Origin of the sequence: Haloprofundus salinisoli, assembly GCF_020097815.1 — an archaeon.
GTDB lineage: Archaea > Halobacteriota > Halobacteria > Halobacteriales > Haloferacaceae > Haloprofundus > Haloprofundus salinisoli.
This window is the reverse complement of the sequence record NZ_CP083664.1, coordinates 329,267-350,276: the sequence shown is the minus strand read 5'-3', so window position 1 is coordinate 350,276 and position 21,010 is coordinate 329,267. Positions and strand designations below refer to the sequence as shown.

17 protein-coding genes are annotated in these 21,010 nt (G+C 58.0%); 11 read left to right on the top strand and 6 right to left on the bottom strand.

All coding sequences use genetic code 11. From position 1 onward, the window contains the following. The first annotated feature begins 382 nt into the window (after positions 1 to 382). The 7 genes from LAQ73_RS17340 to LAQ73_RS17310 all read left to right on the top strand — a co-directional run bounded on the left by LAQ73_RS17340 (position 383) and on the right by LAQ73_RS17310 (position 6,375). A complete protein-coding gene (locus LAQ73_RS17340; protein ID WP_224270948.1) occupies positions 383 to 1,606 on the top strand; it encodes a sulfotransferase domain-containing protein in 1,224 nt (407 codons plus the stop codon). 85 nt (positions 1,607 to 1,691) lie between these two features. After that, positions 1,692 to 1,853, top strand: coding sequence for a hypothetical protein (locus LAQ73_RS17335; RefSeq protein WP_224270947.1), 162 nt, complete (start codon positions 1,692 to 1,694; stop codon positions 1,851 to 1,853). Continuing rightward, positions 1,853 to 2,710, top strand: coding sequence for an adenylyl-sulfate kinase (gene cysC, locus LAQ73_RS17330; protein ID WP_224270946.1), 858 nt, complete (start codon positions 1,853 to 1,855; stop codon positions 2,708 to 2,710). The genes LAQ73_RS17335 and cysC overlap by 1 nt, the downstream gene beginning before the upstream one ends. 25 nt (positions 2,711 to 2,735) lie before the next feature. Further along, entirely contained in the window at positions 2,736 to 3,482 is a 747-nt protein-coding gene (locus LAQ73_RS17325) for a YqcI/YcgG family protein (RefSeq protein WP_224270945.1), read from the top strand. 623 nt (positions 3,483 to 4,105) lie between these two features. Continuing rightward, positions 4,106 to 4,747, top strand: coding sequence for an RraA family protein (locus tag LAQ73_RS17320; protein ID WP_224270944.1), 642 nt, complete (start codon positions 4,106 to 4,108; stop codon positions 4,745 to 4,747). A gap of 200 nt (positions 4,748 to 4,947) precedes the next feature. Beyond that, positions 4,948 to 5,757: an aldo/keto reductase gene (locus LAQ73_RS17315; RefSeq protein WP_224270943.1), complete on the top strand. Its 810-nt coding sequence runs from the start codon at positions 4,948 to 4,950 to the stop codon at positions 5,755 to 5,757. A 201-nt stretch (positions 5,758 to 5,958) separates the two neighbouring features. Beyond that, positions 5,959 to 6,375 carry a universal stress protein gene (locus LAQ73_RS17310; protein ID WP_224270942.1) on the top strand — a complete coding sequence of 139 codons (417 nt, stop codon included), beginning with the start codon at positions 5,959 to 5,961 and terminating at the stop codon, positions 6,373 to 6,375. A gap of 28 nt (positions 6,376 to 6,403) precedes the next feature. Here LAQ73_RS17310 and LAQ73_RS17305 read toward each other — a convergent pair whose 3' ends face one another. The 3 genes from LAQ73_RS17305 to LAQ73_RS17295 form a co-directional block, all read right to left on the bottom strand. After that, positions 6,404 to 8,656, bottom strand: coding sequence for an NADP-dependent malic enzyme (locus LAQ73_RS17305; RefSeq protein WP_224270941.1), 2,253 nt, complete (start codon positions 8,654 to 8,656; stop codon positions 6,404 to 6,406). 488 nt (positions 8,657 to 9,144) lie between these two features. Then, on the bottom strand, positions 9,145 to 9,435 hold the full coding sequence (ddfA, locus tag LAQ73_RS17300; RefSeq protein ID WP_224270940.1) for a DdfA family disk-determining factor: 291 nt from the start codon (positions 9,433 to 9,435) through the stop codon (positions 9,145 to 9,147). A gap of 305 nt (positions 9,436 to 9,740) precedes the next feature. After that, positions 9,741 to 10,406 carry a helix-turn-helix domain-containing protein gene (locus LAQ73_RS17295; RefSeq protein WP_224271104.1) on the bottom strand — a complete coding sequence of 222 codons (666 nt, stop codon included), beginning with the start codon at positions 10,404 to 10,406 and terminating at the stop codon, positions 9,741 to 9,743. Between the two features lie 216 nt (positions 10,407 to 10,622). Here LAQ73_RS17295 and rdfA point away from each other — a divergent pair, with 216 nt between their 5' ends. After that, a complete protein-coding gene (gene rdfA / locus LAQ73_RS17290) occupies positions 10,623 to 11,219 on the top strand; it encodes a rod-determining factor RdfA (RefSeq protein ID WP_224270939.1) in 597 nt (198 codons plus the stop codon). Between the two features lie 113 nt (positions 11,220 to 11,332). Continuing rightward, the gene (locus LAQ73_RS17285) at positions 11,333 to 13,270 is read left to right on the top strand and encodes an archaea-specific SMC-related protein (RefSeq protein ID WP_224270938.1); all 1,938 of its coding nucleotides are present in this window, start codon (positions 11,333 to 11,335) and stop codon (positions 13,268 to 13,270) included. A 59-nt stretch (positions 13,271 to 13,329) separates the two neighbouring features. On the opposite strand, the gene folP is transcribed toward LAQ73_RS17285, so the two are convergent. Beyond that, a complete protein-coding gene (gene folP, locus LAQ73_RS17280; protein ID WP_224270937.1) occupies positions 13,330 to 15,747 on the bottom strand; it encodes a dihydropteroate synthase in 2,418 nt (805 codons plus the stop codon). A 327-nt stretch (positions 15,748 to 16,074) separates the two neighbouring features. Here folP and LAQ73_RS17275 point away from each other — a divergent pair, with 327 nt between their 5' ends. Next, the gene (locus LAQ73_RS17275) at positions 16,075 to 17,052 is read left to right on the top strand and encodes a formyltetrahydrofolate deformylase (RefSeq protein WP_224271103.1); all 978 of its coding nucleotides are present in this window, start codon (positions 16,075 to 16,077) and stop codon (positions 17,050 to 17,052) included. 205 nt (positions 17,053 to 17,257) lie between these two features. Here LAQ73_RS17275 and LAQ73_RS17270 read toward each other — a convergent pair whose 3' ends face one another. Then, the gene (locus tag LAQ73_RS17270; RefSeq protein WP_224270936.1) at positions 17,258 to 17,635 is read right to left on the bottom strand and encodes a Rid family detoxifying hydrolase; all 378 of its coding nucleotides are present in this window, start codon (positions 17,633 to 17,635) and stop codon (positions 17,258 to 17,260) included. A 137-nt stretch (positions 17,636 to 17,772) separates the two neighbouring features. Here LAQ73_RS17270 and LAQ73_RS17265 point away from each other — a divergent pair, with 137 nt between their 5' ends. Further along, the gene (locus tag LAQ73_RS17265) at positions 17,773 to 19,023 is read left to right on the top strand and encodes a serine hydroxymethyltransferase (RefSeq protein WP_224270935.1); all 1,251 of its coding nucleotides are present in this window, start codon (positions 17,773 to 17,775) and stop codon (positions 19,021 to 19,023) included. A gap of 196 nt (positions 19,024 to 19,219) precedes the next feature. Here the strand turns inward: LAQ73_RS17265 and LAQ73_RS17260 are convergent, their stop codons facing one another. Further along, positions 19,220 to 20,854 carry a BCCT family transporter gene (locus tag LAQ73_RS17260; protein ID WP_224270934.1) on the bottom strand — a complete coding sequence of 545 codons (1,635 nt, stop codon included), beginning with the start codon at positions 20,852 to 20,854 and terminating at the stop codon, positions 19,220 to 19,222. Positions 20,855 to 21,010 lie beyond the last annotated feature (156 nt).

Below are 21,010 nucleotides of genomic sequence, written 5' to 3'. Positions count from 1 at the left end.
TAGTGTGCCTCGCTGTACCATAGACTGCTATGGAATCGGTGAGCGTCGCCCCCAAACAGACAGGAGGTGGCAACAAATGTGGTCTGTTCGTCACACGACGATGCCACGGGTTCCGACGGCGTCTCGTTGGGCAGGCCACAGCCCTACGAGGGAGGAAACGCAAGCTCCCCCGACGTGTTACCGGCTCCCCCCGAGTGCGGGTTGGAACGTCGAAGGCTACAATACCCGAAATGCGGTATCCGGATTCCACGGTCTTCAAGCCGCGGAAGAGGCCAGGGCTGAAGAATAACCAAAGTATGACCGCTCGACTACGATCAATGAAACAGAACCGTCGGTTCCGACTATGGATTGATTCGGTGGAAACGTCGGGAGGTGCCGGCCAGTGAGTCTTGAAGAACAGCCAGACGATCTCCGAGATCAGGCCAAGCGGAACTACGAACGTGTAAAAAACGAATTCATCACGGAGGAGAAACAGTCGATTCTGTCAGAATATCAAGTTGACGACTTTGATAGCGTACTGCTCGTCGTGACGGCTCCAAGGGGGGGCAGTAGTCTCCTTTTCGATATTCTCCGACACCATGAAGGTACGTGTAGTCTCGATGGCGAACACGACCGATGGGTCACTCTGAGCGGGATCTGTTACCCGACGCTTGAGTCCGACGTCGTTCCGGCCGACTTCGAGTCGTTCGATAGGGAGACGCTCCTGACTAATCTCCTCGCCGAGGTTGGTGCAACCGACCGATCCGGCGACCGAACACATCGTGTGGATAACACGCTCGTCCGGCTTCCGTTGCAGTTTCCCGATCGAGAGCTCCCGTACGAACAGATACGCGAACAGCTGCTTGAGGGAGTGTCGCTAAATGAGATACTCGAGGAGCTCGGAATCTCGCCGTTGCAGTATGATGAATACGCAGAGCGAGACGCCAATCGTCCGTTCGAGACCGAAACGATCGAGGACCGACCGTTCGTCTCCTCGCACCGTCACAAACGCGGTCTCACAGCGGACGACTTCGAGCGGACGCTCGTACTGAAAGCGAGTGGCGACGCATACCGGCTCCCGTGGATTCGCGAGCAGCTGTTTCCCGAGACCGATGTTAAAGTCGTTCACCTCACGCGAAACCCGGCAGCGTCGATCAACGGTCTCTATGACGGATGGCGGTTGAACAGGGGGTTCCAGACGTACAACGTGGGTGATTTGGATCTCGAAGGATACGACGGCTCGCTGTGGTGCTACGATCTCCCGCCGGGCTGGGTTCGCGAGGGGAAACTCATCGACGTCTGCTTGATGCAGTGGGCCCAAGCCCACCGCCATATCCTCGATGGCCGCGACGCGTTCGAGGACGTCCTTCGAGTCCGGTTCGAAGATCTTCTCACCGACACTCGCTCCACCATCAACGAAATCGTCAAGTTCGCCGATCTTGGCGAGTCGACACTGCTCTCCGAGAACGTCGAAAGCCCCAATAAGGTGATGACGACGAAGGAACCGAGACACGCTCGCTGGCGAGACAGGGAGGACCTCGTCAAGAGCGCGCTTGATCGAGCCGACGAGACGTATACCGAGGTGGTCGAGGAACTGGAATACACGGAGGACTCGGAATGGATCTGAGCGAATCCCCAGAGGATGGAAGCAGCACTGAGGCGACTCGCGTCAATCGTCGATGTCGAAGCAACGACCGGCGAGATCGACGACGATGAACTTCACGATTACGGCAGACGAGGCGATACTCATGCCCAACGATACACCGAATGCGGAGTCGACACCAGCCGAAGCGTATATTGTCGAAATCACGACTGTCGATGAGACTCGGAAAGAAGCGGGTGGATTCGCCTGTCTCACGGGAGGTATCGATTGATGTCGGGAGAAACCATTTGGCTCTTCGGACTGCCATGTTCCGGAAAGACGACGCTCGCCGAGGGGTTAATCGGTCCGAGTACCGTCCACTTGGACGGGGACTATCTTCGGGACACCCTCAATTCCGATCTCGGATTCTCGAAAGAGGATCGAACCGAGAACCTCAGACGGGCAGCTGGAGTCGCACAAGCGTTGAACGAACAGGGGTTCGATGTCGTCGCGTCGTTCATCACCCCTTATCGTTCTCAGCGAGAACTAATCGCCGAGACGATCGATGATGTCTCGTTCGTATATGTCAACGCACCCGTCGAAGTGTGTGAGGAACGTGATGTAAAGGGAATGTACGAGAAGGCACGTAAGGGCGAGATCGAGGGATTCACCGGTATCGATGCGCCGTTCGAGGAGCCAGAGGGAGAGGAGACCGGACTCGAAGTTCGGACGGCGATGTACTCGCAGGAGGAGAGCCTCGAGAAGATCAACACGGAACTGGACCTCAAGTTCAATCCGAGCCACATCTTCATCGGTCGCTGGCAACCACTCCACGATGGCCACCGGACGATCATCGATTCAGCCGCTGATAACGGAAAGAGCGTCATTATCGCCATCCGCGACACTGAAATCAACGAAAAGAACCCACTCACCGCACAGGAACGCCGAGAGCTAATCGAGGACGTCTACGAGGACCATCCGAACGTCGAGACGATGATTATCCCAGATGTCGATACGGTGGCTATCGGACGGGACGTCGGGTACTCGGTCGTCTCGGTTCCCGAGGAGGTTGCAGAGATTAGCGGAACCGAGACACGCGAAAAGTACGAGAAAAGCGAGCTCCTCACGGGACAGCACTTAGAGGATTAAGTGAGTCGAAAAGGATATTTATATCATGGATAGTGATGGGCTACTGTTTAATCAATCGGAATTGGAAAACGCGATAGAAACGGGAGAGCTAATCGCGTGGAAGAAACAGAGATATCTCGAGTTTAGAAAAACGATGCGGGAGACCCGTTACCCATGTCATTTTGCAGTCCAAGCTGAACGTACCGATTCCGCTCGGTACCTCTTCGCCGGGGATGCTCGTAATCGTGATGCGCTTCTCAAAGTGAGAGAGGGATTGCGACAGTATCTCGAACGGTATCAGTCAATAGCCAAACGAACGACTTTGGTGATTTTCTTTGAGCCTACTACTGAAGATCAAAGTGAACAGGAGTACCGTGATCAATTCTGGAGAGTTCTCGAACTCCTGAACAGGCAGGATCCGGAGCCATGGCCTAGCGACGTTCCTGACGACCCAAATGATCCCGAGTGGGAATTCTGCTTCTCCGGAGAACCGATGTTCATTGTCGGGCGCGCTCCGTTCTATACGGATCGAAAGAGCAGGTATACGCCATACGGACTAGAGATAACTATTCAGCCACGGAGAACACTCGACGATATTAGCGGAGATACGATGGAAGGCCAGCGAGCTCGTTCGGTCATCAGAGATCGGTTAACGGACTATGATGATGTCGAACCTCATCCTGATATTGGAGATTATGGCGACCCCAGCACTCGGGAATGGAAACAGTATCTCCTTCCAACATCGAACGAGGAGGGTTTGAGCGAATTTCCCTTCGAGATAGATACAGAATAAGTAGGGAACGTCACTCAAGCAATTGTGCTATCTCTTTAGCCTAATTGAGACGGTTCGCCCACCAGGTATCGCTAGGTGACTCTTGCCGGTCGACGTCCTAAGTCACACGCACGTTGACCGGCGCGTCTCCGCTTACTGACGTGCGCGAGGACCAGGACTCCTCCCAGTGCATGCGGGTAATAGGGGATGGTGCTACCCCGAAAGAGTAGCCAACCTTAGAGATCAGTGGACTGCCGAAGACAATCAAGGGGAGCCACGTAAGGTCATATGCTCCAATCGAGCGAGCTCCGGGGCCCGGTCCCCGGGGGCACAAAACTCGTTACAGTTGACGAAGTCACCATTATCAGTAGCGACAGACAAGTAAAGTTAGAGGCTGCATCTATCGGTCTTGAAATAGTCAGAGATGTGATTATAGAGCGATTAGAAGTCTCTGGCAGTAGTTGGTAACACGATTCCTTTATTCGAAGTTAGGCGTGAAATCCGCGCTCAGTATAGAATATATGTCCAGCACGATCCTTCCGACCAAATGGCCGATATCTGCAGCCGAAGCGGTTACAGCCTCCATTCGTGACCGGACGGATCCTGCGCTAGCGTTTTTATACGATGTGCTTGTCTGAACGGGTGTGCCAACAGATAGCAATTCAGTCAGTGGTACGGTACTTAATCGGTTGGAACAGTGCTCTACGTCCGCAATAGCGGACACAAAACACGAGAGCGTGGAAACACTGGATTCCGCAATTAGACCGGTGCATCACGACTGCACCTTCGCCGGGCTAGCCCGGACGGTCGTGCTCGACCCCTCAATGCTCTGGGCCCCCGTCCAGACCCTCGATACTGCTTTCGAAAACGAGGTCGTTGTGGTTGATACTAACGACGGCGTCGAGGAGGCTGTCTGGGGTGAATTGCTCTCGACGTACGCGACAGCCACTGGCGTGAGAGGGATGGTCACGAACGGAGCCGTCCGAGATGTCGCCGGGATCCGAGACATCGGGTTCCCCGTCTTCGCACGGGCAGTCACTCCCCGCGGACCGAGCGGACGCGAGGAAGTCGAGCGGAACGTTCGAGTCACTGTTGGCGGAGCATCGATTGACTCGGGAGACGTGCTCGTTGGTGACGAATCCGGAGTGGTTGCAATCGACCGTGATGCCGCCGAGGACGTCGCTTCGGCCGCCGAGACAGTTGTTCAGACGGAACAAGAAGTAACTCGGTTTATCGACGAGGGCCGATCGCTCGAACAGGCATTCGAGGACGCTGGAATGGGCTAATCCGTCCCTCTGCGTAACCGCTCGAAATTACCATCCCAGCCAACTGGTGGGCTCGATTATCGGGATCCGGTAAAATGTCTCGGTGACCGATGAGAATACTACTGAATAGGAGACTACAGCCAGCTAGTCAAGTTTGCCTCATCTGTGAGATAGGTGGTGGATGGCATAGTATCTTCTCGAATCCAGCCTTAGTATAGAATATGGAATACATCACTGCCAAAGGTGTGGACGTGCCAGTGCTTGGCTTCGGGACGTGGCCGATGAAAGGAGAAACCTGTCGAACCGCCGTCCAACATGCACTGGATTCCGGATATCGACACATCGATACGGCACAGATGTACAACAATGAGGGCGCTGTCGGACAGGCGATAACCAACTCCGGGGTCCCGAGAGAGGACGTGTTTCTTGTTACGAAAATCCGCAGACAAAATTTAGCCCATGACGATGTGCTAAGTACAGTCACGGAGAGTGTGCAGCGGTTGGGAACCGAGATCGACTTACTGCTGATTCACTCGCCGAGTCGAACTGTGCCAATTGAAGAGTCAATCAGTGCGATGAACGAGCTCCAAGAACGTGGAATCGTCGAACATATCGGCGTCAGTAATTTTTCTGTCGAGCAGATGCGACAGGCGATTGCCGCGTCCAATACCCCGATCTTGACAAATCAGGTGGAGTACCACCCTTTCAAAAATCAGTCCGAGATACTCAAATTCTGCATCGAGAACGGTGTCCTTCTGACTGCGTACAGTCCACTGGGCCAAGGAAGAGCCATCGAAAACAAGGTCCTTGAGGGAATCGGAGAGCAGTACGGAAAGACCGCAGCCCAAGTAGCACTCCGCTGGTTAATCCATCAAGAGATGGTCGCAGCGATTCCAAAGGCTTCGAGCCAGATACATATCGAAGAGAACTTCGAGGTCTTTGATTTCGAACTCACTGACGAGGAGATGGACCGAATCTTCGACATACAGGGCGGACTTCTCTCTCAACTTCGCTCATTGCTTGGGCTCTGAGTGACACTCGATTAGCAGTTCCAGCGGAGAGCGTGTGAAATAGTACTGCTGGGTGTGTCCCCGCAGAAGTCCGCGATTCAATCTTTGAGTAAAGGGTAAGCGACGCCTGATGTCGATTTCTGTTCGATTTTTATGTGATACAAATTTAATATCTGGTGTCTGTATCAATGACACATAAGGCTCAGTACAGCCTCGCTTGGTGTGAGACCTGGAAACGAAGGGTATGGACAGCAACTTGCACGGACAACAGCTGATATTGCAGGACCAACCGACGCTCGAACTGTAATCGCTCAAGTGTTTACAGAAGACGAATACGATGTTACGAGAAAAAGCCTTGGCGTCACTGACTTATCTGACGTACGACCCGAGGAGATAACGAGTCAGTATGGAACCTTCAGGGCGATTATCAATCACCTGGACTCCCAGGAACTCGACTATGAGTTCCGCACCGCCGTTGGATCACATACGAGCAGCATCCTCGACCTTGCTGCGGACGCCGACCTCGTCATTATCGGCGGCCAACAACGGTCACCCGCCGGAAAGGCAATGCTCGGTTCGACGGCCCAGGAGGTCCTCCTCTCTGCACCCTGCCCAGTAGTGTTTGTTCGACAGGAGTAAACGCCGAAAATTGTCCCTTACAGGCGTGTCACTCTTGTGCGTCGACGACAGCGACGCTCGCAAGATTGACGATGTCCTTAACCTCGTCACCACGTTGGAGGACGTAGACGGGCTTGTCCATGCCAACGAGCATCGGCCCGATGGCTTCGGCACCGCCGAGCCGCTGGAGCAGTTTGTAGCCGATATTCCCCGCTTCGAGGTTCGGGAAAACGAGCACGTTCGCCGGGGCGTCGAGGTCTGCGAACTCGTAGGTATCGGTCAGCATCTCCTCGACGAGAGCGGTGTCGGCTTGCATCTCCCCATCGACCGGGAAGTCGACGTCGGGGTCGTCGTGCAGGAGTTTCACTGCGTCTCGTGGCTTGCGAACGCCATTGTTGTCGACGCTGCCGAAGTCCGAGTACGACAGGACCGCCGCACGCGGGTCAACGTTGAAGCTCCGGGCCAGTTCGGCGGTGTGTTTCGTCACTTCGGCGAGTACCTCCTCGTCGGGGTCGAGATTGACTGTCGCGTCCGCGCAGAAGACAACGCGGTCCTTGAACGTCAGCATGTAGACGCCGGCCGCGTAGTTCGTGTCCTCGGCCGTGCCGATGACCTGCAGCAGCGGGCGGAGCGCCGACGGGTAGTGGTTCGTCAGTCCAGTGAGCATCGCGTCGGCGTCGTCCATCTCCACCATCACGCTGGCGAAGTAGTTCGAGTCCTGCCGGATGAGTTCGCTCGCCTCCGTCCGTGTGAGCCCTTTGCGCTGTCGGCGGTCGTACAGGCAGTCGACGTAGTGGGTCCACTCCCCCTCGCGCGGATTCACAATACTCGGATCGAAGTCCAACCCAAGCTCTTCGGTCTTCTGCAGGATGCGGTCAGGCCGGCCAACGAGGACGGGTTCGGCGATGTCCTCTTCGACGAGTTGGTTCGCCGCGCGAATTATCTTCTCGTTTTCCCCCTCGGCGAGCGCGACGCGCTTCGAACTCGACTTCGCCTTGTTCATGACAACGCGCATCATCTCGCGGGACTTGCCGAGGCGCGCTTCGAGTTCTTCCCGATACTCGTTGAGGTCGAGTTTACTTCTGGCTGCGCCGCTCTTCATCGCCGCCTGCGCGACGGCGGGTGTCACTTCGTAGAGGACGCGTTGATCCAGCGGTTTCGGGATGAGATAATCGGGACCGAACTGGAGCGGTTCGTCGCCGTAGGCCTTGACGACGGCGTCGGGAACGTCCTTGCGGGCGAGTTCGGCGAGCGCGTCGGCGGCGGCGACTTTCATCTCTTCGTTGATCTCGGTCGCGCGCACGTCGAGCGCACCGCGGAAGATGAACGGGAAGCCGAGGACGTTGTTTACCTGGTTCGGGTAGTCAGAGCGCCCCGTCGCCATGATGACAGTATCCTCGCGGGCGTTCTTGGCGTCCTCGTAGGTAATTTCGGGATCGGGGTTCGCCATCGCGAAGATGATGGGGCTGTCGGCCATCGACCGAACCATCTCCTGACTGACGATGCCGCCGACAGAGAGGCCGACGAACACGTCTGCGCCTTCCATCGCGTCTTCGAGTTCGCCGCCGTCCTTCCCGCGGGCGAACGGTTCCGTGAACTCGTTGAGATCACCGGCTTCGGCGCGAGCCTCCGAGAGAATCCCGTTGATATCACACATCGTGATGTTCTCCCGAGGAATACCGAGCGAGACGTAGAACCGTGCGGTTGCCGTTGCCGCCGCGCCCGCGCCCGCGAAGGTGACGTGGAGGTCTGAGAGTTCCTTGCCCACGATGTCGACGGCGTTCTGCAGTGCAGCCCCGGAGATGATGGCAGTACCGTGCTGGTCGTCGTGGAACACGGGGATATCCATCTGTTCCGACAGTTCCGACTCGATCGCGAAACACTCCGGTGCTTTGATGTCTTCGAGGTTGATGCCACCGAATGTCGGTTCCATCGCCGCGAGGGCCTGCGTGAACGCGTCGGGGTCATCAAGGTCGAGTTCGACGTCGAACACGTCGATGTCGGCGAAGCGCTTGAACAAGACGCCTTTCCCCTCCATCACTGGTTTTGAGGCTTGTGCACCGATGTTACCGAGGCCGAGAACGGCCGAGCCGTTCGAGACGACACCGACGAGGTTGCCCTTCACGGTGTAGTCGTACGCCTGCTCGGGATTCTCGGCGATGTCGCGACACGGTGCTGCGACCCCCGGTGAGTACGCAAGCGAGAGGTCGCGCTGGGTGTTCGTCGACTTCGTCGTCGATATCTCTACCTTGCCCGGCGGGGAACGCCGGTGATACTCTCGTGCATCGTCTTCCAGTGTCATGATTTTCGATTTGTTGTTGCGGTTATTCATCTCTTCGTTAGGTAGCCAGGCTCGCACTGGCTGTCTCGCTACGTTGGTTCGTTTCCGGAACTGGCGTCGTAATAACGCGGATGATGAAGCCCACCGAGAGAAGCGTTAGTCCCGCAAGTAGCGCCAACTCTCTCGAAATATGACTGCTTCATAATGTGCACCAAGTATGATCCGTTTGTCCGACCACAGGGCCACTGTACTACCAGAGGAGATGTGACGAGACGAAATGGAACAATCCCAAGATTAGAACTGGAGGTACTGTACTACGCTGTGGACCTATTTGTTGTCTAAACCAGGGAAAAGAGCATGATAATTCGTTTGTTCTGTAGCTTAGAGGCGACTTTGTCGGTGCGAACAGAGACACGGATCGATAAACAAATCCATCAATTTGGTGGATTTCGGGTTTTCAAGAGGAGACGAAGTATGGTCAATGTGTCAGGACACGATTGATGGTTCCGTTAGTTCTTCTTGATGAGAATATGGCCGGTGCTCTGGACGAGGACGGTGTATCCGTAGTACGAGAACGTGATGCAACCTGCTGTGCAACCGCTGCTTTCTTCGGTTTCGAAGGCAGTGTTGAGCGCTTCAGGGTTAATGCGCGTCTCCAGACCTGGAAGGTCCTCTGGTCGGTTGTCTTCGTACTCCGCGATAGCTCGGATGATTCTATCGCTAATTTGCCCGTCTACGCCCCATTCGTGGCGTAGATGATGGGTTCGGCGTTCAGACGGTGAATTAACCGTGCTACTCATAATCTATCATGGTAAAACATCACCATGACGATTTGGGGGGAATATGCCAGATGTATAAATAATCGAGTCGAAACAACATCCTCGATTCTGATAATTTCGGAGAATCAGACCTAACCATACGATAACGCGAAACCGCGCACGAAACAGTACTACCGTTGTAGTTATTCTGACCAAAAACCATCGCGGCGCTAAATAACCCATTTTAACGCTGTAGTGAATATCAAAATAGAAATAGAAATTCTGAAATTGTTTATAATATCGAGGCGGAGAGGTTAGGATGAGTTTCGACCCGTCGGCACCGCCCGCTATCGGGATTCGATCTCATCGTCGTCCATGAGCGCAGCAGATATTAGGTTCCGCATCCCTCGCCGCAGCCGGCCGCTCATCGCAGTCGAGGAGACCCCGACTTCGTCGGCGACTTCACTGAGCGTCATTTCACGCGGTTCACTGAAGTAGCCGCACTTGAACGCGACCTTCAGCGCCTCTGTCTGTTCGTCCGTCAGTCCGTACGAGACGTTCGACTCACCACCGCTGTTACTGTATACTTCAGTGATGTCGAAGTAGATATTGTTCTCCTCGGTGTACTTCCAGACCGTGTTGAGCGCTTCTCGATCCGGGAGCTGGAGTTTGACGAGCCAACCGTCGGATTTCGTCTCCGCGTGTAGCATGAACCCGTTGGCGGTCATCACGATTGGACTTAGGAGCTCTGTATCCGGTGTGTGCTTGATGTAATAGGTGTGTATGCCGTCACCTTCGTCGACAAGTTCGTAATCCTCGACGGTAGGGTCCGACTCGAGACATGATTCAAGCTCGTGGCGGTCGTCGTGTCTGATGAGAAAGGGAAAAACGTTGGAGTCCGGGTCGGTGTTCGCCTGCATTAGCACTTCGATGGACACGTCTTCGGACTGTCGAAGCGTCGGAACGAGTGCGAGATCGTCGTGTCTGATGTAGGCTTTGACCGTTATGGTCATTTGCTCGGTGAAATCTGCAGCGGTTTCTCGGTCGGCTGTCTCGAAGCTGTTGACCGGTCCGCCCCCGAAGCCGCCCATTTCTGCAACTGATTGAACATATCTCTATACCAGCTACGGGTACCGCCATAAATATATGGTTTCGATGCCATAAACTAGTAGCTAGCGATGGTCCAATACGGGAGGAATTGGGAGTGAGCACAGCTCGTGGCGGAGTCAATGTCGGACAAGACTGAATCGACCTGCAAGGTCGGCACGGGAATTCAGAAGTGGGGCCTCGATTCGCTCGACGATGCGCTTCTTGAGCAGCGAAAAGCAGGGACGAGTCTCCGCAATCTCGAGTCGTACTACAATCAACAGGTGCTCGAGGCAGCGATGCGGGAAGCCGGAATCGATCCACTCGACGGAGAGGTTGAAAACATCTACCGGCTCTACACCGATGATGATGTGAGCGCCGGGACAAAAGTCGATGTCCGTTCACGCCTCGAACGGAACGGGGTCGACCCCAAGTCAGTCGAGGATGATTTCGTGAGCTATCAGACGATCCGGACGCACCTTAACCAGTGTCTGGGCGTCAAGACGGCCCGCAAGACTCGTATCGAGCGCTCCGAAGCGAAGAACACGGTGTTCAAACTCCTCTCCCGAACGGAAGCGATAACTGGACGAACTATCGAACGACTCTCTAACGCCGGAGAACTGACGATCGGTGACCCTGACGTGACGCTGAGTCTGCGGGTCGGTTGCTCAGAGTGCGGAGAGGAGTACACGTTTGCTCGGCTGGTAGACCGTGGCCGCTGCTCGTGCCAAGAACGGTGAGTCTGCCGCACCGTCGGTACCGTCGAGAGCCGACAACCGAGTGGAAGTGATACAAGTTAAATACTGTCGAGACAAACCCACGATGAATCGCCCGCGAAGGCGTCCTCGATACCATGTCACTGAATAACGCTAATTCCGACATCGAGCGCTCGCTCGGGGAGTTATACGTCACCATTCAGAACCTCGGCGGAATCTCTCAAGGAGAGCTGTCTCTCTCACCGGGTGTGACGCTGCTCTCTGGGTCGAACGCATCGAATAAATCGTCGTTCCTCCGCGGAGTCGTCGGCGTACTCGGTGGTCCGACACCCCCTGTCAAGAGTGACGCCGAGCGCGGGACCGTCACTCTCCGCAGCGGCGATGAAGAGTACTATCTGGAGGTCGAAAACCGAGATGGAAGAAACGTGGTTACGGACGCGAAGCGCCTGTCAGAGCGCTCGAATCTCTGCGAATTATTTGTTGCGTTGGGTGAAACGAACCCGATTCGGCGAAGTATCCTTGCAGACGGTGACCTCTACGAACTGCTGATGCGTCCGGTCGACACCGCAGAAATCGAGGCGAATATCGAACGTCTCAGCGAGCGAAAACGCGAACTTGACGGACAGCTCACCGAGTTCGACAAGATGGAGGATCGGCTTCCGGGGATCCGGGCGCGCGCGGAGAACGTACGAGCCGAACTAGAGGACGTCGAGGCGTCGCTACGGCAAGTACGGTCGGAGATCGAATCACAGGAGCCGGCGTCCGGCGAAGACGACGTGTTCGATGAACTCAACGAAACCCGCGCGAAGCGGGAGAAAGTACGAGACCAGATACGAACACAACGGGAAGCAATTCGATCGCTCGAGACCGAACTGGAGGAGGTGATCGACCAGCGAGCGCACCTCGACCCGGCCAACTCGGAAGCAGACGTCGACTCGCTCGGCACCGAAATAGAGCAGTTACACCACCAGAAACAGCAGCTGACGACCACCATCAACGCGTTGAGTCCAATCGTCGAGATGAACGCGCAATTGTTGGATGACGGGGAGGAAATCCCCAGAGAGATGAAGTCTGACGAGATCGTCGCTGAACTCGACCCAACCTCACGGACTGTGACCTGCTGGACGTGCGGTACCGCCGTCGAACGGGGGGAAATCGCCAAACAGGTTAGTACTGTCCGTGACATACTGCAAGAGAAGCGCGATCAGCGGGAGGTAATCTCCGAGCAAATTCGGGCCCTCGAAGAGCAGAAACAGGAGGTCGAGGAGCGACAGGCGGAGCGAGATCAGCTCGCGGCCGACGAACAGTCCCTCGAAGTTGAGATCGAACGTCGAGAGGGACGGCTGTCGGAGCTTCGCCAGCGGAAGGCGGCCCTCGACGACGAAGTTGACCGCCTCACGGAGGAGGCGAAGACGGTCGACGGGCGTGACGATGCACTGCTCGACCGATACGACGACGTCGCCGACCTCGAGTACGAGCGAGGACAGCGAGAGAACGAACTCGCAGACATCGAGGCGGAGATCGAACGCCTCCGGTCGAATCTCGAACGGCGGGACGACGTCGAAACCGAGCGAGACTCCGTTGCGTCCCGACTTCGGGAGCAGCGAGAGCGAATAGAGTCACTCGAACGCGAGCTGGTCACGACGTTCAACGAAGCGATGCAACGAGTACTCGACAGGCTGGAGTACGAGAACGTCGAACGCGTCTGGATTGAGCGACTCACAGGGAGCGACGAGACACCATCGGAGACAGAGTTCGAACTCCACGTCGTCCGGACTAGCGGGGACGGCACTGCCTATGAGGACACACTCGAGAGTCTGAGCAAAAGTGAACGGGAGGTCATCGGTCTCGTCGTCGCCTTCGCGGGCTATCTCGCCCACGACGTCGCGAGCGAACTCCCAATCGTCGTCGTCGACGCCGTCGAGATGCTTGATGCCGAGCGAATTCAGGGGCTGGTGGACTACTTCGAGATGCACGCCACGTACGTCGTCGCCGCCGTCCTCCCCGAGGAGGCAACGGAACTCGCTGAGACCTATCCGACAATTTCGACGGCGACGTTTACCGCCGAATCGTAGCAGTTGACTACCGACGTGTAGTGTGCGACCCGTTCTCTCGTTCTCGAAACCGATGTAGATTACGTCGATGTCCCCCGGCCGAGCGTCGCGCGGACCGTCCGAAGCGCAGCAGCGTTCTCGGCGACGTCGTGGACTCTGACCACGTCCACACCGCGTTCGGCCGCCATCGTGGTCACCGCCAACGTCGGCGGCAGGCGGTCGCCGGGGGCAGAACCGACACGTTCGAACATCGATTTCCGCGAGTGACCGACCAGTATCGGGCAGTCAAGCGCCCGGAACTCATCCACTCTGTCCAGTAGTTCGAAACACTCGTCAGGACGCTTTCCAAACCCGAGTCCGGGGTCAACGATGAGCTGGCTGCGGTCGAGACCCGCTCGTTCGGCGAGCAGCAGCGTCTCCTGGAGCTCCGAACGCACATCCTCGACGACGTCGTCGTACTCGACGCGGCGGTCGGGTGCGACAGGTGCGTCAAGGCTGTGCGTAATGACGAGCGACGCGTCGTGGTCGGCCGCGACGAACCGCATCTCGGGGTCGTCGAGTCCGGAAACGTCGTTGACGATATTCGCACCTGCCTCGAGGGCCGCGTCAGCGACCGCCGCCTTCCTCGTATCGACCGAGATGGGGACGTTAAGGTCTGTGAGGCGTTCGACGACCGGCACGACGCGGTCGATCTCCTCCGCGGCCGTAATTGGCTCGGCCCCGGGGCGCGTGCTCTCGCCGCCGACGTCGACGATATCTGCGCCCGCGGCGACCATCTCGTTGGCTCGTTCGACGGCCGCCGAAACTTGGTCGTAGACGCCCCCATCGTAGAAACTGTCCGGAGTGACGTTCAGAACGCCCATCACCGCTGTCCCATCGCTCCACCGCTGTCGGTTCCGACTGCCGCCGTCGACGGCGCGAGCGAGCTGAGTCGAGACGGTCGCTAACCCGAGCTTGCCGTCCGGCAATGCGTCGGCGAGAGCGCGAAACTGAGAGACTGTCCCGGAGAGGACGGCCGTAACGCGTCGACCGGACCGTCCCTGTGTCGAGAGCAGACACGAGCCGCCGATCGATTCGAATATGTGCTTGACGTGCTCGGCCTGCGGTTCGCGCAGCGGTACTTTCATCGTCCGACTATCCGCCGATTCGGCGATGACCGCTGCGGTACTGTCACTGACGTCGCTACCTATCTGTCTCGAATCGAGATATCTATATGGGCGAGTTCCCATCGGAATCGGACGGCTAATCCACCGGTCGCGCGCTTCGGCCACGACGTACAGCGACCCGGTGACGAGCACGCAGTCGTCGGGGTCGGCCCTCGACAGTGCTCGATGAACCGCCTCGTGGACGGAGTCGATGCGGTCGACGCGCCGAGCGCGGCCGTCGAACACCGTCGCGAGTGCATCGACGTCCTCGGCTCGGTCGACGGCTGGCTCGCAGAGGAGCACCGTCTCAGCGGGCGTCAGCGCCTCCGCCATGGTCTCGTGGTCCTTCTCTCGCATCGCGCCAAAGACGAGGTGAAGGTCGTCGAACTCGTAGCGGTCGACGAGCGTCGCAATCGTCTCGCAGGCACCTGGGTTGTGCGCGCCGTCAAGGACGACGAGCGGCTCCGTCGACATGATCTCGAAGCGGCCGGGCCAGTGCGCACTCCGGAGGCCGCGCGCGAGCGTCTCCGGTTCGACGCTCGCCACCTGCTCGGCCAACGCTGCCGCGATACCGGCGTTCGTCGCCTGGTGCTGGCCGGGGAGTGGTACCCTTGTCTCGACCGACCACCTTGGCGTCGAGATGGAGACGGCGCTCTCGATTTCGGAGACAAGACCCTCCTCGCGGGCGACGACGTCCGTGCCGTCGGCACCAACGGTGACGACGTCCGTCTCCGCTCGAATGGTCTCGAGCGCTGTCCCGTTCGCACCAGTAACTAGCGGTGCCTCCGATGGTGCGACCTGCGCTTTATCGCGAGCGATCGCTTCAACGGTGTCGCCGAGGATATCCGTATGTTCGAGCGTGACGTTCGTGACGGCGCCGGCTACGGGGTCGATGACGCTCGTTGCGTCGTACCGCCCCCCGATTCCGACCTCGAGGACGGCGACGTCGACGGCCTCCGAATTGAAGTGAGAGAACGCGAGGGCGGTGAGCACTTCGAAGTAGGTCGGCGCATCGTTCTCAGCACGGAGCTGCTCGATAGAGCCAGTCACCTCTTTGACAAATTCGCTGACACGCGCTCTCGGAATCGTACGACCGTTCACCCGAATACGCTCGCGCAGATCGTTCAAGTCCGGCGATGTGTAGAGGCCAACGTCGAGTCCTGCCTCGCGGAGAACCCGTTCGAGCATGCATGCGGTGCTTCCCTTGCCGTTCGACCCCGCAATCTGGACGCAGTCGATGTCGCGGTGAGGGGACCCGAGCTCCGAGAGAAGCCTTCTAGTCGTCTCCGTTCCGAGCTTGGGTCGAGACCGCTGTAACGATTCTAGGTACTCGACTGACTCGTGGTACTCCATATCACCCGTCCCTCTTGGCGGCGACATTAAATTGTCGACGGCGGCGCTCAGTCGACTCAACGGCGCCGGAGACGGCGTCTGGCGATGTCGGTAGATCGCTTTTCATAGTGACAGAGAGAATACACAATGTGCGGCGGAAACACATCGTGTCCGCTTGGTTCTACGAGAACGAACGTTCATTACCGGTGGACTGGAACGTATCGATTGGATGCTACCTCAAGAGAGTGGGCCGCCACTACGGCGGCAGCGACAGGAACGCGTATGTCGAACTGCCACCCGGCGACGGGCGACGAACGGTTCCGTAAACGAATCGACGCGGTGGGGACGATGACCCGCGAGTCGACCGAGATAACGGTCGTCGGCGACGACGATTCGGGACTCATCGCCGACATCACCGCACTCCTGTTCGACCACAGCGTCAACATCACCGACCTCGACCAGGCGGTTCGAGATGGGACCTTCCGGATGACGATGCGTGTCGATATTTCCGAGATGACGGTCGACCGGGAGACGTTCCGGGGAAAACTGCACGACCTGGGTGACGAGTTCGACGTCGACGTGCGGGTCCGGTTCCCGTCGAACTGCGAGAACCAGTCTATCGCCGTCCTCGTGACGAAAGAGAGCCACTGCCTCGAAGCGCTTCTCGAACGGTGGCACGACGGCGAACTCGGTGCCGACATCGATGTCGTTATCGGGAACCACGACGCGCTGGAGCCGCTGGCGGCCGAATACGACGTCCCGTTCCACGACGTCGGCGACGAGAACGGAGCGCCAGACGAAGAGGAGCTACTCGACCACCTCGCCGAGTACGACGTTGACCTCATTGCGCTGGCCCGCTACATCCGGATTCTCTCCCCCGAAGTCGTCTTCCGGTACGAACAGCGCATCATCAACGTTCACCCGAGTCTGCTCCCGTCGTTCCCCGGTGCGGCCGCCTACCGGCAGGCACTGGAGGAGGGCGTTCGCGTCGCCGGCGTTACTGCCCACTACGTGACGACGGACCTCGATCAGGGACCGATTATCTCTCAACGAGCGTTCAACGTCCCCGCTGACGCAACGGAGGCAGAGCTCAAGGCTCGTGGACAGCCGCTCGAGGCCGAGGCGCTGATCGAGGCGGTACAGCTCCACCTCGATGACCAGCTCACGGTTCAGCAGGGTCGAACGGAAGTCGAAGAGCCCGACCGTGTCGACGTACAGCTCGGGGCTCCCGAGGAACTGGACCTTGCAAACCCCGACGCTCCCAGGGATAGACACGAGGAAAGCGCCGTCAGTGACGGTGAGACGACGGCCGTAGCTGACGACTGACGGCGTTCCCGCTGTTCGACGGTCCTTAATCGAAGACTGATACGAGCACTCTCCGAGGCATCTTTCTCCCTGCGAATAACAATGATATCATTGTGAATTTCGGTCCCTTCAATTCTCATCGGCATGTCGATACATCTCGAATCTGCGCCGGATAAACGTCACCCGCGACCGGATGTCGGCCACAGGCGAACGCAGCAGAACCGCGTCAGTCGGCGACGGCGACCGCTTCGATCTCGATCGCTGCACCCTTTGGGACGTTTGCGACTTCGACGGCGCTACGAGCGGGCGGTTCGACACCGAAGAACTCGCTGTAGGCCTCATTGAACGCATCGAAATCGTCGATATCGTTGAGGAAGACTGTTGTCTTGAGTACGTCGTCTATCGACCGCCCCTCGGCTTCGAGAATCGCCTCGACGTTCTTTAGACACTGTCTCGTCTGCTCGCCGACGGTGGCGTCGTCCAGCAGTTCCCCGTCAGCCGTCATCGGGAGCTGTCCTGCGGTGAAGAGGATGTCGCCGTTTGTCGTCGCCTGACTGTATGCCCCGACAGCTGTCGGCGCGTCATCGGTACTAATAGTTCGCATCGGACGAGAGTACCCTCTCACTCGCCATAAATCCCTGCTCCTGACACACGCGGTCCACAGCCTTCCTCTCTCGTTACAGGTTGTGTTCAACCCAGAGGTCTCGCAAGATACTTACACACATCCGTTCGAGGTTGACTATGGCGTTCGAACAGTCACTCAGCCAGATAGCTCCGAGCGTGTCCGAGGCCGTTACTCGCGAACGCGACCGGCAGGAGTCGACACTCGGAATGATTGCTTCGGAGAACCACGTCTCGAAAGCCGTTCTTGAAGCGCAGGGAAGCGTCCTGACGAACAAGTATGCCGAGGGCTACCCCGGAAACCGCTACTACGGAGGATGCCAGCACGTCGACACCGTCGAGCAACTCGCCATCGACCGTGCAACGGAACTTTTCGACGCAGAGCACGTCAACGTCCAGCCACATAGCGGAACGCAGGCTAACATGGGCGTCTACTTCGCCGCCCTAGAGCCCGGCGACACTATCCTCTCGCTGGCACTCTCGCACGGCGGACACCTCTCGCACGGACACACAGTCAACTTCTCAGGACAACTCTACGACGTCGAACAGTACGAGGTCGACCCTGAGACGGGATACATCGATTACGACGAACTGGCGGCGCACGCACGCGACGTCGACCCCGACATCATCGTCAGCGGCTCGTCGGCATACCCCCGTGAGTTCGACTACGAACGCATGGGGGAGATCGCCCACGAAGTCGACGCCTACCATCTCGCCGACATTGCTCATGTCACTGGACTCATCGCGGCCGGCATCCACGCATCACCGGTCGACCACGCGGAGTTCGTCACCGGAAGTACGCACAAGACAATTCGCGCGGGCCGGGGCGGGCTCATAATCTGTGATGAGGAATTTGCAGACGACGTCGACTCGGCCATCTTCCCCGGCGCGCAGGGAGGACCGCTGATGCACAACGTCGCCGGTAAGGCGGCTGGATTCGCGGAGGCGCAGACGGACGAGTTCGAGGCGTACGCAGAACAGGTTGTCTCGAACGCGAAGCGACTTGCGTCACGATTGAAAGCAGAGGGGCTCTCGCTAGTCAGTGGTGGCACCGACAAACATCTCATGCTCGTCGACCTCCGTGACTCACACCCCGAACTGACGGGGAAAGCGGCCGAATCGGCGTTGAGCGACGTCGGTATCATCGTCAACAAGAACACCGTACCTGGGGAAACACGATCACCGATGGTAACGAGTGGTATCCGCATCGGCACACCCGCGCTTACGACCCGCGGATTTGGAGGTACGGAGATGGAGACCGTCGCCGACCTCATCGTTGACGTGCTCGAGTCCCCCGACGACGACCGCGTCCGCAACCGCGTCACGAGCACTGTCGACGAGCTCTGCGAGGAGTTCCCGGTTTACGAGTAATAAGGGGATTCACTCCCCGAACACGACGTCGGAATCGATTTTGAACGTACTTCTGAAGTGGGTGCTCGATTATCGATGCTTCCCAGCGTAGGCCGACTGGAACGCGGGCAAAGCTGACTCCAATGACGGTCCGGTGAGAACGGATAGCAGTCGCACGGCACCCGAAGGAGGAGGCGAGGAGCAGGCGAATCGCAGCTCAGTCGTCGGAGGGGTCGGCCGCCTCCGGTTCGGACGATTCACTTCTGACCGACGGGAACGAGACTTCGTCCTCCTCGCGGAGGAATAGTGGCCTGTGATCGCCGAAGGAGACGACCATCGCCACGACCGCGAGGACAGTGATGATAGAGAACGGTCCCCCGGTGATGATGGCAGCCTGCTGCAGAGCGTCAACGCCGCCGGTTACCATCAGCAACGACGCGAGAGAGCCGATTAGGAAACCCCAGACAACACGGTTGATAGTCGACGGTCTCTCGGTGCCGCCAGTAGTGAGCATTCCCAGCGCGAGCGTTGAAGAGTCAGCGGAGGTGACGAGGAATGTCGTCACGAGAACCAGGAAGAGGACAGTCAGTAGGCCGCCAAGCGGCAGAGCTTCGAAGAGTGGGTAGCCCGACCCGGCCTCGCCGAGTTCGCCGACGACAGCGAGGATGTCGGCCCGACCAGTCTCTTGAAGCAAGATGGCAGTACCACCCATAGTGGCGAACCAGGGGATCGTGATGCCGGTCGAGGCGATGACGCCCGTGACGGCGACCTGTCTGACCGTTCGACCGCGTGAAATACGCGCGATAAATAAGCCGACGAAGGGCGTCCAAGAGAACCACCACGCCCAGTAGAAGATGGTCCAGCCGCCGACCCACGCGCTGACACCGCCGCCGATGCTCTCCGTGGCACCGGTGTAGAAACTCATCGTGATGAAATCATTGATGTAGGCGCCAAGCGCCTCAGTCCCGACGGAGACGATGTACGTCGTCGGTCCGAAAACGAACGTCGCGACGGTCACGATAGCGAACAGCACCATGTTGAAGTACGAGATTCGCCTGATTCCCCTCTCGACGCCGAGCGCGACTGAGAGTGTGAACGCGACGGTCAGCCCGGTAATCACAAGGACGGTCCCGGTATCGCCGACGCTTACGCCGGAGATCCACTCGACACCGACCAAGAACTGACGGCCGACAAGACCGAGCGTCGTCGCAACACCGCCAATCGTCGCGAAGACGGCGAGGATGTCGATGAGTTTCGCTATCGGTCTGTCGAGGTTCTCGATTCCGATCCACGGTGCAATGACCGTCGAGATGCGTAACGGCGCGTCGTGCCGATAGGCGAAATAGGCGATGGGGAGAGCCATCACCACGTACGCCGTCCACGCCGAAAGACCCCAATGGAAGAACGTGTACTGGATAGCGCCGACGGCCGCCCCTGCCGATTGTGCCTCCGCGCCGACGAACGGCGAGACGGAGTCGTAGTGGAAAATCGCTTCCGCCGGCCCCCAAAAGACGATGCCGGCGGCGATGCCGGCCGAATACAGCATCGCGAAGTACGCGAGGAAGGAGAACTCAGGTTCGTCTTCCTTCGCTCCGAGCTTGATATTCCCCCATGGGGAAAATATCAGGAATGCGACGAAGGCGACGAGGAAGAACATGGCGATCAAGTACCACCAGCCGACGTCCGTCCATAGGAAGTTGTTCACGCCGGTCATGTACTCTGACATCGCCTCTGGTCTGAAGACGAACGCGATCACCGCGGCCGCGGCCACGACGAATCCGACTGTGAACACTACTACGTCGAGTTCCTCGGTGAACCGACCGACAGGACCGTTTGATTTCGACTTAGCCATATTTACTCCCTCCGTTGAAACCTCCGACGGCAAACGGTGTGTAACCGCCGCCTGACGGACTGATTCGACGTGCTGTCTCTCGTTCGAGCGATGCACTGCGTCTCTGTCTGCTCGTTAGTTCGCCTGGACATCGGTAGTCACTATCTCTCATGGTCA